This is a genomic window from Paenibacillus sp. FSL K6-2393 (assembly GCF_038002545.1).
In the GTDB taxonomy this organism is placed as follows: domain Bacteria; phylum Bacillota; class Bacilli; order Paenibacillales; family Paenibacillaceae; genus Paenibacillus.
Genome location: NZ_JBBOCU010000001.1, coordinates 3,516,872 through 3,530,892, shown reverse-complemented (window position 1 = coordinate 3,530,892; position 14,021 = coordinate 3,516,872). Strand labels below are relative to the sequence as shown.

Here is a 14,021-nt window from a genome sequence, read left to right as displayed (position 1 = left end):
TCAGTATACTGATCTAAGCTTTTGTATAACATGGATGCCTATTGAAATCAGGATGGATTATTGATGAACTTCAGACGATACTCCGTAGGAGAAATACCACATTGTTTCTTGAACACTCTGCTAAAATAAAAGGGGTCAGCAATGCCAACGGTCTCGGCAATCTGTTGTACAGACGCATCACTTGCCAATAACATTTGCTGTGCCATATTTATACGATATTTCAATATATATTCTGCCGGACCCATACCCGCATGTCTTCTAAACACGTAGGAAAGTCGATTTCGATTAACGTTATTTTGTTCTGCAAGCGATGCGACAGTCAGACTTTGATCATAGTTTTCTTGGATATAGGTAGAGACCCGTTCGAATAAAACATCTGATTCACCACTATTTTGCCTATGATCAACACATATTAAAGTCTCATTCAGTACATCGCGAAACAGCATCTCGGTCTGAAACTTTGAAATACCTCCACGCTGATTATACACATGCCAAAGACGCGTGATTAATTCGATCAGACGTGGGGACTGACCCGTTGATAATTCAAAATGCTGATGGGAAAAGCTTGTCTCTTCGAGGTCCGAACTACATATCCGGTATAAAACGAGGATGTATTCCCAGTCCGTTCTATGAAACACGGTTTGATCCAGTTTCATTTTCGCGCCCCCATGTACAACTTTTCCTGGTGAAAAGATATAGGGCGTACCATCAAATTGAAATTGTATTTTTCCTGTAAGAGGAAATACAAATCCAGGAAAAGAATCGGTATAGTCAGCCGGGGGAACCCCTGGATTTCTAGCATATCGATATACTCCTTCTACTTGAAAAGGAATGTGTGCAAAATGCGCTGCTAACTGATTAACGTCTACTTTCACATTACGTACCTCATTTCAAAAGTGTTTGCCGGTCATTCTAAGATAAATCGTTGTGCACCTTACTCCAACATTATTGATAACGATTATCACTGTCAACATATATAATGATAAAGAAAGCTCTTTTTTACATATGGGCAATAGAATCCATCTTGTGTTAACATGTGCACTAACTAATCCAATTGCTTGCTTGAGAAGGGGAACCCATGTCAATTCGAATAAAAATGCTGCTGTCTTTCACGGGCATGCTCGTTATAAGTCTACTGTTCATCCTGCTTACGGCAAGTCTGTATACGATTGCGGCCACAGGGGATCTACAGAGTTTCCGTGATATATACAAGGTACATTATCAGATCAACCCCCTGACTGAACAGGGAGAATCGATCTTTCAAGAGATGAAGTTCCTGGCCAAAAATGACCCGGACGACCTGCAGAACAAGGTTTTGCTGCGTGAATATGATATGAAGCTTCGAGCTGAGAAGTCAGGGCTCTACGTCAGACGTGAGAATAGCCAGATATTCGAATCGCTGACCTTCAACCAGCCAGAGCTGAAGCAAGCACTTCCTTCCTATGATCTTAACAATTACCAGATTCGGAGCACCTTCAATATTGGTGAGCGATTTTACGCGTATGCAAAATTTGATTTTCAGTATTCAGACGGGGAACGAGGGAGTATCTTTGTCATTCGCGAGAGAAGCCCTTTTGCGGAGCTTACTCGCAAACTGCTACCTGTGATGTCATTCCTGCTTATTGGCGTCCTCATCATTGCAAATCTACTCCTGTTCCGCTGGATCACGCGCAGCTTCATTAAGCCATTGAATCAACTACGAAGTTCAGCCGAACATATTAAAGATGGCAATCTATCCTTTAAGCTTCAGCTAAACTCCAATGACGAGGTTGGTCAACTCAGCGAAGCGTTTGAGAGCATGCGGAATCAATTACAGCTCTCCTATGCATTACGAGAGCAGGACGAAGTAAACCGCAAAGAGCTCATCTCCAACATTTCGCATGATCTCCGTACGCCGATTACCAATATCAAAGGGTATATTGAGGGTATTCGTGACGGAGTGGCTAATACTCCGGAGAAAATGGAGAGTTACGTTAATATCATTCACTCCAAAGCAGTTAGCATGGATAAGCTGGTGGATGAACTGTTTTTGTATTCCAAGCTCGACTTGAACCAAGAACCTTTCCTGTTCAAGACAGTTGATCTCGCTGATTTCCTTGAAGATAGCATCGAAGAGCTGAGATATGATCTGGAGGATAAAGATGTTGCCCTGGATTGGATTAACCAGGTGTTTGGTCCCGCCATGGCTGCTGTGGATCCAGAGAAGTTAAAACGTACCGTTGTTAATGTGGTGGATAATGCACTCAAATACATGGAGAATGAACACAAACGGTTCGAGATTACACTTCAAGCTGATGAGAAATGGATTACAATGGGCTTTAAAGATAATGGCAGGGGAATACCCGAAGAGGCACTGCCTTATATATTTGAACGCTTTTATCGTGCAGAACAATCCCGCAATTCCTCAACGGGCGGAAGTGGACTTGGACTGGCAATAGCCCGCCAAATAATTGATGGACATGGGGGCTTCATCTGGGCAGAAAGCCAGCCCAATGATGGCACGAGCATATATATCAAGCTGAAACGGCTGAATGAAGAGAGGGACTAATGAGTAATGGCAAACATTTTGATCATTGAAGATGAAACAACGATCGCGGAACTGGAACGGGATTATTTTGAGCTCAACGGATTTTCTGTGGATCTCTGCCATACTGGAGATGAAGGCCTGAAACAGGCACTGGAGGGGGACTATAATCTGATCATTGTTGATCTGATGCTTCCGGGACTCGACGGCTTCGAATGTTGCAGGCGCATTCGCGAGGTGAAGGAGGTGCCCATCCTTGTCGTTTCCGCGAAAAAGGAAGAAATCGATAAGATCAGGACATTTAATCTGGGAGTTGATGACTTTATTACAAAACCGTTCAGCCCAAGTGAATTAGTTGCACGAGCAAAGGCTCATTTGACCCGATACGAGAGACTACTTGGTAAAAACAAACCAGCTGAGCAGGATGAAATCCACATTCGCGGGCTTCACATTGATAAAGGATCACGCCGCGTTTTTGTTAATGGAGAAGAGGTGGCGATTACAACCAAGGAATTCGAGTTACTTGTATTTCTTGCGAGTCATCCCAATCGTGTATTCAGCAAATCTGATCTGTTCGAGCGGATCTGGGGCATGGATTCCACCGGAGACATTGCAACGGTAACCGTCCATATTCGCAAACTGCGTGGGAAGCTGGAGACAGACCCCAAAAATCCAGAGTATATCGAAACCGTCTGGGGCGCGGGCTATCGGTTTACTGCATAAGTTTCGTGAAAATTTAGACCCAGTTTATATTTTGTTAATAACTTTGTCCTTGGGAGTTTCTTTTTGTCCTCTATTCTATAGATACAGGCAACTACAACCTATAGAGGAGGAATTCAACTATGAATTCTACAACCCGCAAAATCGCTACATTTCTAACCATAACTGCATTAGGTACAGCAGTGTTCCCGTTAACTGCGAATCAAGTACATGCAGCTACATACGTTACTAACATTGCGGCAACAACCACACAGCTTACCCAACAACAGATTGAAACTGCTATCAAGGATCTGAATAGCTTGGGGATCATGAACGGATATGCAGATCAATCTATGGGTGAACATCGAGCAATTACCCGTGCGGAGTTAGCTTCATTGGTTTTCAAAACATTTAATTTGGAGAGCAAGACGGGAGAAGCCGTAGAATTAACGGATGTAAATCCCAATGCATGGTATGCGCCATATGCGTCAAAGCTTGTTGAACTCGGCATCATGCAAGCTAACGATGGACAATTCAATCCGCAGACTCAAGTGTCGGATGCTGAACTCGAACAAGTCGTATCTAAAGCAATGCAACGTGATGTAAAGTCCGTTCACCATTGGATGAGCGTGTTCTACTCCGAGAACGGTTCAGCAACGCGTGGCGAAACAGCAGTGTTGTTACAAACCGCACACCAAGCTATTCCTTCGGAGCAAGCTCAAATCAAGAGCGTTAGATCACTGAATGCCATTACGTTAATTGTAACTTTTGACAAACCGCTGACAGCAGCGAATGAAGCTTTTGCCAAGGCACAAACGGACTTTGCGTTTAGTGGCGGGCTGACGTTAACCAATATGCCCCGTTTGAAAACAGGGTCAATTGCGACTTACATCGTTCCAACGTCCGTACAAGATGCTGGTGAAGTGTACAACCTGACTTACAAAGGGCAAGACGCTGGGTCCTTTGAAGGTAGTGGCACGAAAATAAACATGACAACGGCTAGTCAAGTAACGAATGATACATTCGAGATTGAAGCACTGCAAGTGAACGGTGTAGTGGATTACGGTTACATCATTTCGGCTTACAGCGGTGGTCGAGGAGCTAATGCATTTGTGCTGAATGATCAAGAGCAAGCAGGAGGCAAAACGTATCAAATCATCTCTTCCATGCAAGCAAGACAAGTTGTAATTACGCCAGAAGGTGGCGAGCCTATCGTTGCCAGATATGTTCCGTTCACACAATCCACAGATGGTAAACAAGAACCGAAGTTCCGTTTGCCTGAGGGTCAAACGCTGAAATCAGGTGTCACATATACGGTTACTTCGGATTGGGCGAACCTAGAAAATGCTTCATTTACAGCGAAATCGTTTGATTCGTTGGTGTTTGCAAGTGCTCAAGCAGTGAGCGAAACCTCCATTGAAATTACGCTTGACCAGGACCCTGGGGATGAACTGTTCTCTGGTCGAAGTGTAACGTTAACTTCACCTAGCGGGGATGTTCTGACGGCCATTTATAAATATTCAAGTCGAAAAGGTGCGACGGGTGTGTTCGACCTAACAAATGATGGGAAGTTAACTCTGGGTACTACGTATACAATAAACCCAGTTGGGGATTGGAGTATCGCTTCTTCGGTCACCTTGACACTGGAGTAAAGGAGGCAGTATGAGTAAATCGCTGATTATCGTTGTCCTGATAAGCAGTATGTTGATCGTTCAAGGCTGCGTGCCTGAAATGAGAAACGACTCCAACGTGGAGGAAAAGGCCATGACTTCAGCAGATGAGCAGCTGTTCAAGGCAGTAGAGGACAGCGATACTGAACGCATCGAACAAATGATTCAAGCAGGTGCCAATATCAATGCTCAAGATCAGAGTGGACGAACCGCTACAATGATTGCAACTTACAATAATGATCTAACATCGGCTAAAGTGTTAATTGAAGCGGGGGCAGATGTGAATATACAGGACGATATGCAAAATACCCCGTTTCTGTATGCTGGCGCTGAAGGATACTTGGATATTTTGAAGCTGACAGTTGAGGCGGGAGCGGACCCAGCGATAACGAATCGATATGGAGGGACTGCACTTATTCCAGCTTCGGAGCATGGATATGTGGATGTAGTGCAAGAATTACTGACTCAAACTTCGGTGGATGTGGACCATGTGAATCAATTGGGATGGACAGCACTACTCGAAGCGATCATTCTTAACGATGGCAATACTCAGCAGCAGGAGACGATACAATTACTCATTGATCACGGAGCAGACGTGAACATAGCGGATCGTGATGGCGTATCACCGCTCAGTCATGCGAAAAATAAAGGCTTTGAAGAAATTGAAGACATTTTGGTACGAGCTGGTGCGAAATAAAACCCTATTAGGTGAATAAATTAACAAACATGTTGAGATATATGTAAAAATGGTTTTGATGGAGCGCCTGATTCCTTCTATGCTGAAGGGCAGGCGCTTCATTCAATAATCTTCCGTTCATGAAACTGGCATAGTCTTAACATGACATGATTAGATACAAGAACGAGGATCTTAAAAATTGAATATCTCTGCTTTGAAGTTTGCTATAGTGTACCACTATACTTCCAGATAAAATGGAAATACCAACCATGTAAGCGTTATCTATTATTGTACTGCTTGTACATGTTGGAATCATTCATGGAGGTGTATGATGAAGAGGAAGTCTTGGTATACTTTGGTAGTAACTGGTGTCATCTCTTTGTTTTTTTCAGTAAGCGCTTTCGCGGGTTATGTTTTCTGGGAACCTCTAACCTATTTTAACGCAAGTACGTGGCAAAAAGCAGATGGGTATTCCAATGGGAGCATGTTTAACTGTACGTGGAGGGCTAACAATGTTAATTTCACAAGTGACGGCAAGCTTAAGCTTGGTTTGACCAGCTCTGCACAGAACAAGTTTGATTGCGGAGAGTATCGTACCACAAATACGTATGGGTACGGCTTGTATGAAGTCAGTATGAAACCTGCCAAGAACACAGGTGTAGTTTCCTCATTTTTCACATACACAGGCCCTGCACATGGCACCCAATGGGATGAGATTGATATCGAATTTTTAGGAAAAGACACAACCAAAGTGCAGTTTAATTATTACACCAATGGAGTTGGTAATCATGAGAAGATTATCAATCTAGGTTTTGATGCATCCCAAGGTTTCCATACGTATGCATTTGATTGGCAGCCCGGACATATCAAATGGTATGTTGATGGTGTACTGAAACACACGGCAACCAGCAATATTCCTAAAACACCCGGAAAAATCATGATGAACCTCTGGAATGGAACAGGAGTAGATAGCTGGCTCGGTCCTTATAACGGGGCCAATCCGCTCTATGCAGAGTACGATTGGGTCAAATATACGAGTAATTAAGCAGACTGAAGCAGCCGTTAGCGGCTGCTTTTTCTATATTCTGGCATTGTATTTATTCAATATATGTATTCAATATCCAATATCCTAAATTAATGCAATAAATGTTGCAATATTAGTATGGGCATAAATATCAAACATTCATTATGATTAACCTGTAAGCAACATTACATAGACTGGGGGAACGAAGTTGGACACAAGTAAAAAGAGACGAGTAGGCAGTTTGGTCATGATCGGTGTATTGGCCCTATCTGCAGCCTTGAGTGGGTGTAGTAACGGGAGCGACAAGAAAACAGAATCGAGTACACCAGCGACAACGTTGGAGCTCAAAGATGGAAAGTATGATCCACCAGTATCCATTACGTATTTACGACCATGGGGTCCAGACGTGAAGTTTAAGTCAGGCGAGGATCAGGATAACAACGTCCATACAAAATGGGCCAAGGAGAAACTCGGGATTGAGTTGAAAAACCAGTGGATATCTCCTTCTACCAATAATGCGTTTGAGACGAAACTGCGCCTGTCACTGGCTTCCAATGCGGACATGCCCGACATTATTTCGTATCGCGGCGAATTCAATCTGGTGCGTGAATTGATTGAGTCCGGAAAATTTGTCGATGCGGGTGAGTTGTTTGACAAATATGCCAGCGACACATGGAAAGCAGCCGTAAACGAAGATCCTTCCGTATGGTATCCATACATGCAAGATGGCAAAAAGATCGGTATTCCGATTCTGGACTATTCCTATAATGGTGATCCTGTCATGTGGATCCGCGAAGACTGGATGAAGAAATTCAATCTGGAAGCACCTAAAACTATAGATGATCTTGAAGTCATTATGGAAACGTTTACGAATCAAGATCCGGATGGCAATGGGAAGCAGGACACTTACGGACTCACCATTGGCTTCAAGAACTGGCTGAACACATGGATGTCAGAAGCTGGATGGGTATTTGGCGCTTATGGTACAATGCCAAACCAATGGAATCTGACGGCAGACGGAAAACTTGAATACGGTTCCGTTACACCTGGTGCAAAACAGGCTTTGGCCAAATTACAGAGCTGGATGAGCAAAGGGTATATCCCGGAAGAAGCCGGCGTGTATGACGAGACAAAAGCAGCAGAAGAATTTACTGCCGGAAAAGCAGGTATTGTGGTTGGTCCTCACTGGATGCCATCCTGGCCGCTGGAGGATGTGAAGAAAAACAATCCTGAGGCTGAATACAAGGCGTATCCCATTCCTTCCGGTCCAAATGGTCAAGCAGGAAGACATGGTACGTCAAACGGAAATGGCGTAGTTCTAATTAACAAAGACATGAAAAATCCGGAAGCCTTTTTCACCTATCAGAACTATCTCTTTGATCACTATGCAAATCCTAAAGAGGGCGATGAGTTTGAGCATGGATTTGCGGAAGGATACGATTGGGTTATGGTAGATGGGAAACCATCAACCGATGCAAGTCTTACGGGCGGTTATGCTCCCGAGAAGTACACTTTGACTTTTGATGGAGCGCGTATTCCCAATCTAAGTATGACAACACTTGCCAAGCTGGCAAGCGGTGAAGAAGCAACTACACCGTTTGAGAAAAAAATCAAATCAGGTGTACCAGTACCTATGCTTGATGCAGCCAAGATTGTTTTGGATCAAAAGGATATCGTGTTCAATCAAATGTTTACCGGTGCACCTTCAATGACAATGCAGATGAACAATGACATTTTGACAAAGATGGAGAAAGACACCTTCTCTCAAATTGTATATGGCAAAACCTCTGTTGATGCGTTCGACTCATTTGTTGAGAAGTGGAAGTCTTCAGGTGGGGATCAGATTACGAAAGAAGTTAACGAGTGGTATGATTCCGTGAAAAGCGGAAAATAGGATGACGCAGGGCTGGCTGAATTGAATCATCGCGGCCACATAAGCACCAAAAAGGCATTGCAGGAGAAGATCTCCGGCAATGCCTTTTTGTATTTGATATGGAGAAGGGGAAACCAGAGAGATACCAGAACGTCAAGTCTAGTCTGTGTACTCTCTTAAACCGGCAGATTTTCCCGATATTCTTGCGGTGTAAGATCATAAAATTTCTTGAAAACTCGAATGAAATATGCGGTATTGTTGTAACCGACAAGTTCTGCAATCTCAAACACTTTGGCGGTTGATGTTCGCAAATGATAGGCTGCTTTCTCCATTCTTAACCGGTACACATAGGCAGTAAGTGCTTCACCTGTCTCCGCCTTGTATACCTTGGATAAGTACACTGGATGCAGATGCACATGGTCAGCAATTGCAGGCAGTGATACATCACCAGCCAGATGAAGGTCGACAAAACTTTTGACGCTGCGCACAATGGTGCTGTGATTGTCTCTAAGCTCTTGTTCAGCATCATCTCGTATGTAATGAAGTGTACGCACCGACCAGTCCTGTAGCTGCTGCGCAGTGGAATAGCTGGGAGCTTGAAAGTAACGATAGGACTCTGCTGGAATCAAAGAAGAGATTTGTTTGCCATTTTTATGAATGATGTACGCAAACGCGCCCGCAATAGCAAAATACACCTCAAAGGTTGACTCGGCAATATCATGATGTTCATTGGAATGCAGCAGTTCCTCAAAAATGTGTTCGATTTTCTGTTCCACATCCTCAAAGCGACCAGCTTCGAGCAGGCTAATCAACGTTGGTGGCTGATACAGTGACCTGATCGTATGTAGAGGATTGGCATCCGTTTCATCGGAAGCGGTGACAAACAAACCTTGCACCTGACCCATCCGTTTACGCATGGACATAACCGTTCGCTCATAGAGTTCTCCAATTTCGTGGGGAAACTTCCCCCAACTGGAGACGGAAATGGAGATTGCACCTTTCAGGTATAACTGAACATTGGTTTGAATCTGGGCAGCATACTGTTCAAGCAATGTCTGAGGTGTCTCACTCCTGCTGTAACTCATCGTTGTGGAATGTTTCATGCTTACCAGAACAACAATGTAATCGTGCACGTCACGTGTATGCCAGATATGAAAATGATTATGCATCACTTCACTTATAATATTACATATCGCATATTCCATTAGGGCCAGGTCACCGTGCGCCATATCGGATAGATGTTTCTCCATACGAATAATCAGCATGCCGAGATCTTCTCCTACGGAGTAGGGAAGCTCCAGCAGATCAAGCTTGTCTGCCAGCGTCTTCTGATCATAGACTTTTCCAGTCAGCAACTCATGCAGCATCGTGGATTGAAGCAATGGCAGATGATCCTGAAAGGCGTGTAAGGCTCTTTGATGAGATGCTGCGGTTTCCCACTTTTCTTTAATTCGATGAACAAGACGTTGCACGGATTCGATGAGATCTTCATCACTAACAGGTTTCAGCAAGTAATCAAAGCTTTCCTGTGCAATGGCCTGTTTCGCATATTCAAAGTCGGCATGACCTGATAACAGAATCGTCTGCACATGCGGCCACTTTTCATGAATCGCTGTAATCAGTGCAATGCCTGACATTTCGGGCATACGTATATCCGTAATTACAATGTCAATGTCGTGGTTGTCCATAATTTCCAGCGCCACTGCACCGGACAAGGCTTCATGAACTGTACCGATCCCGCAGCTTTCCCACGGAATGGTCTCTGCCAGCGTTTCCACGACGGAACGTTCATCGTCAACTAGTAATATTTGCAGCATGGGTCGTTCACCTACTTGTCTGTATTGTCGTGCCATGTGATGTTAACTTTAATTCCACCCATTGAAGACTGTTCATAGGATAGTCCAGATCCTTCACCGTACAGAAAAGACAAACGCTGATGGACATTCCATGTACCACATCCCATATTCTCATCCAGCGGTTTAAGAAGATTATCCCTCAGATGATCAAGCTGTTTCTCAGACATGCCCAGCCCGCTGTCCTCCACGATAATCGTGTACACATCATCCTCGCAGTCCGCATAGATTTTAATCTGACCATCCACCGATTTGGGCTCCAGACCATGAATAATAGCGTTCTCAATAATAGGCTGAAGGGTTAGTCTGGGAACTGTTTTATCTAAAATATCATGGGGCACGTCGATTGTAAAATGCATTCGTTCCAGACGAAGTGACTGGATTTCCAAATAATTTTTGACCATCGTCAGCTCTTCACGAAGTGTGGCTTGATCCTTTTCGGACCTGGTTATGTATCGGTAATACTCCCCCAGATTCAGTGCCATGGCTACCACGGCCTTTTCATTTTTCATTCGGGCCATGTTCTTGATATAGAACAGACAGTTATATAGAAAATGCGGATTAATCTGCGATTGCAACTGTTTGAGTGTGGCTTCCCGACTTCGTAATTTCTCCTCATATACATTCTCGATTAATTCTTGAATTCGTTGAGCCATGATGTTGAAACGTGCAAATAACAGGCTGAACTCATTGCGTGCAGAATGATGAAGCCGAACGGAAAAGTCCCCGGTGGACAAGCGATTCGTCCCTTTCACTAACTGTAAGAGTGGAAGCTGCACACTTCGGTAGAGTGTATATAATACAACAACGCTCATCACGATCAGAACGGCAATTGAAGCGTAGAAGAGATTCCGGCTGCTCGTAATCGGTTTCAAAATTTGCTGCATAGGCACATAGTCAACATAATACCAGCCGAGGCTCTTGGATTGAATGTAGGAGACATAATATTCCGTTTTGTTCAACGTTGTACTGAATCCACCGCTGGCCTGCAGTTTTGCTTCTTTCAGGGAAGGCAGGATTGCGTTCAAGGTTTCCTTTCCAGAACTATTGCTGATTAATCCATAATCGGGATGGAACATGAACGGGTCACCTTTATTATTTAATTTGTTTTGATTAAGAAGTGCAGTTAAGTGGTGAACTGGAAAACTGATTTTGGTAATCAATCTGGCTTTGCCAGGTCTCGCCATCGCTGTCGTTGGATCGGTAGTGTACCAGATAAATTGATTGTCGGCATAGGTCCAGGATTGCGAGAGAGGCTCCTTAAACTCATCATCCCTGTACGGAATGTAAGCATAATAATCCGTTGATATCACTTTTTGCATCCTTGGGAAGTATAGTGTGATGGTCGAATGCCATTTGCTTGCTGCGTTGTACAGATTCATCTTTTCCAGAATAGCACTTCCAACTTTCACACGTTCATAGGGAATGTCCTTGTAGTCGGGGCGTTGATACTCCTGAATACTCGAATCTTGCCCAATAGACATCCCATACAACGATAATTGGTAAATGTTGGATTCTACTGAATCAGCAAATGTTGAGAGATGATTCATCGTATTGTTCTGAATCTCGTGTTCGATAACACGCACGCTTTCCCGGTTCGAGTATGTATAAAGAAACAGCACCAGAATAAGCAGCATCACAAACAACAGAGTAATTTTGGTAAAGACATTCAAGCGTGTGAACAAAGTCCAACCTCCTTAATCTTATTAAAATATTGATATCGTTGTTGCAATATTAGGATATAGATCACAAATTTCCATTGCTATAATTTTAATATACAAGTTCACGATGACTTGTAAAATACAAAATTTAGAACATGGGGGATGCAGGAGTGAAGGAACATACGTTAGAAACGCCGCATAAACGGCGCTCCACCAGGGTTAAACAGCGCTGGAATATGCAACGGAACTGGACCTTGCATATGATGCTCGTTCCAGCCGTATTGCTGGCACTGGTGTTTCAGTACATACCGATGGGCGGCATTGTAATTGCTTTTCAGGATTTTAAGCCATACTTGGGATTTTCTGAATCCAAATGGGTTGGTTGGGATAATTTTCGATATTTATTTTTATATCCGGACGTAGGTCAGGTGATCTGGAATACGCTGGTCATTGCATTTTTCAAAATCATCGCAGGTCTGTTCGCTCCATTCCTGTTTGCCATTTTGCTCAATGAAGTGCGCTTGACGGCATTCAAGAGAGTGAGTCAAACGCTTGTGTATCTACCGCATTTCCTATCATGGGTTATTCTCGGGGGGATTCTGCTCGATATCCTGTCTCCTCAGGGCGGCATGGTCAACCAGCTTGTCGTAGCCTTTGGAGGAGAACCGATCTTCTTCCTGGGAGACGGTACATGGTTTCGAATAACGCTGATCCTCAGTGATGTGTGGAAAGAATTTGGTTTTGGTACGATCGTATTTCTGGCTTCTCTCTCAGGAATTAATCCTGCACTTTACGAGGCTGCCGAGGTGGATGGGGCCAACCGGTTTAAACAGACGCTGCACATTACGATTCCGGCATTAATGCCGATTACAATCGTACTGATGACACTCTCTATCGGCAATATCCTGAACGCCGGTTTTGATCAGGTATTCAACTTGTACAATCCACTTGTGTATGACAAAGGCGACATCATTGACACCTTTGTATATCGACTCGGAATTCTGAACGGGAAGATGAGCTTCGCGACAGCAGTGGGGTTATTCAAATCAGTGGTAGCTACCATTTTGATTGTTATATCGTACAGAATGGCTTACAAACTGGCCAATTATCGAGTTTTCTAGAGAGGAGAAAAGGGCTTGTATTATAAAACAAAAGGATACCGCATATTCAGCATCGCTAACTATACTTTTCTTGGGATATTATCGATACTCTGCATTTTACCAATTATTCATATATTGGCTGTTTCATTCAGCAGTATGGCGCCAGCATCATCAAACCTGGTTACCTTCTGGCCTATCGGGTTCACAACCGACGCATATGTGAAAACATTCGGGAATTCAAACTTCATCAACTCCTTGATCGTATCACTTAAAAGGACTGTAATTGCAACGATCATTGGTATGGTCATCATGCTCATAACCGCATTTCCGTTATCGAAAGAAGATATCAGTTTTAAAGGTCGTTCGTTGTATACATGGTTCTTTGTTTTCACCATATTGTTCAGTGGCGGTTTGATTCCAAGTTACATCCTGATCCAGAAGCTTGGCTTGATGAATACCATCTGGGCACTTATTCTGCCTGGAGCACTGTCCGTGTGGAACGTTATTCTCATGATGAACTTCTTCCGTGGTCTGCCCAAAGAGCTTGAAGAAGCCGCCTATTTGGATGGAGCAGGTCATATCAAAACATTGATCCTGGTTTACGTACCACTATCGCTTCCAGCGATCGCAACCTTGTCCTTATTTACGATGGTGTATCAGTGGAACTCCTGGTTCGACGGCATGATCTATATGTCTGATATTAAAAATTATCCACTTGCTTCTCTGTTACAGACCATTATCGTTCAGCAAGATCTCAGCAAAATCAACGTCGATCCTTCCATGTTGGAGAATATCTCGCAGCGAACCGTACGCGCAGCACAGATCTTTATTGGTGCACTTCCAATTTTGATGGTATACCCGTTTTTACAACGTTTCTTCGTAAAGGGAATTGTTATTGGAGCAGTCAAAGAATAGGCTATGCAACGCAAGGATAACCGAGC

At 43.7% G+C, this 14,021-nt stretch carries 11 protein-coding genes; 8 read left to right on the top strand and 3 right to left on the bottom strand.

Annotated elements, in window-relative coordinates; genetic code table 11:
* Window positions 1-47: 47 nt before the first annotated feature.
* Window positions 48-875 (bottom strand): AraC family transcriptional regulator, encoded by an 828-nt coding sequence (locus MHI14_RS15605; RefSeq protein ID WP_340962503.1) that lies wholly within the window; start codon window positions 873-875, stop codon window positions 48-50.
* 203 nt (window positions 876-1,078) lie between these two features.
* Here MHI14_RS15605 and MHI14_RS15600 point away from each other — a divergent pair, with 203 nt between their 5' ends.
* From MHI14_RS15600 to MHI14_RS15575, 6 genes are all read left to right on the top strand, one after another.
* Window positions 1,079-2,548, top strand: a complete 1,470-nt coding sequence (locus tag MHI14_RS15600) for a sensor histidine kinase (RefSeq protein ID WP_341130718.1) — start codon at window positions 1,079-1,081, stop codon at window positions 2,546-2,548.
* A gap of 6 nt (window positions 2,549-2,554) precedes the next feature.
* Window positions 2,555-3,247, top strand: a complete 693-nt coding sequence (locus MHI14_RS15595; protein WP_047843050.1) for a response regulator transcription factor — start codon at window positions 2,555-2,557, stop codon at window positions 3,245-3,247.
* A 119-nt stretch (window positions 3,248-3,366) separates the two neighbouring features.
* Window positions 3,367-4,875 (top strand): S-layer homology domain-containing protein, encoded by a 1,509-nt coding sequence (locus MHI14_RS15590; RefSeq protein WP_341130717.1) that lies wholly within the window; start codon window positions 3,367-3,369, stop codon window positions 4,873-4,875.
* 10 nt (window positions 4,876-4,885) lie between these two features.
* On the top strand, window positions 4,886-5,590 hold the full coding sequence (locus MHI14_RS15585) for an ankyrin repeat domain-containing protein (protein WP_341130716.1): 705 nt from the start codon (window positions 4,886-4,888) through the stop codon (window positions 5,588-5,590).
* Between the two features lie 310 nt (window positions 5,591-5,900).
* A complete protein-coding gene (bglS, locus tag MHI14_RS15580; protein WP_221821745.1) occupies window positions 5,901-6,614 on the top strand; it encodes a beta-glucanase in 714 nt (237 codons plus the stop codon).
* A gap of 226 nt (window positions 6,615-6,840) precedes the next feature.
* A complete protein-coding gene (locus MHI14_RS15575) occupies window positions 6,841-8,487 on the top strand; it encodes an extracellular solute-binding protein (RefSeq protein ID WP_445253372.1) in 1,647 nt (548 codons plus the stop codon).
* 155 nt (window positions 8,488-8,642) lie between these two features.
* Here MHI14_RS15575 and MHI14_RS15570 read toward each other — a convergent pair whose 3' ends face one another.
* Window positions 8,643-10,283 carry a response regulator gene (locus MHI14_RS15570; protein ID WP_017688357.1) on the bottom strand — a complete coding sequence of 547 codons (1,641 nt, stop codon included), beginning with the start codon at window positions 10,281-10,283 and terminating at the stop codon, window positions 8,643-8,645.
* A gap of 11 nt (window positions 10,284-10,294) precedes the next feature.
* Complete coding sequence (locus MHI14_RS15565; RefSeq protein WP_341130715.1) at window positions 10,295-12,004, bottom strand: sensor histidine kinase; 1,710 nt, start codon at window positions 12,002-12,004, stop codon at window positions 10,295-10,297.
* Between the two features lie 146 nt (window positions 12,005-12,150).
* Here MHI14_RS15565 and MHI14_RS15560 point away from each other — a divergent pair, with 146 nt between their 5' ends.
* Both MHI14_RS15560 and MHI14_RS15555 read left to right on the top strand, forming a co-directional pair.
* Window positions 12,151-13,101 carry an ABC transporter permease gene (locus tag MHI14_RS15560; protein WP_091018939.1) on the top strand — a complete coding sequence of 317 codons (951 nt, stop codon included), beginning with the start codon at window positions 12,151-12,153 and terminating at the stop codon, window positions 13,099-13,101.
* Window positions 13,102-13,116: 15 nt separating this feature from the next.
* Window positions 13,117-13,995, top strand: a complete 879-nt coding sequence (locus MHI14_RS15555; protein WP_076210648.1) for a carbohydrate ABC transporter permease — start codon at window positions 13,117-13,119, stop codon at window positions 13,993-13,995.
* Window positions 13,996-14,021 lie beyond the last annotated feature (26 nt).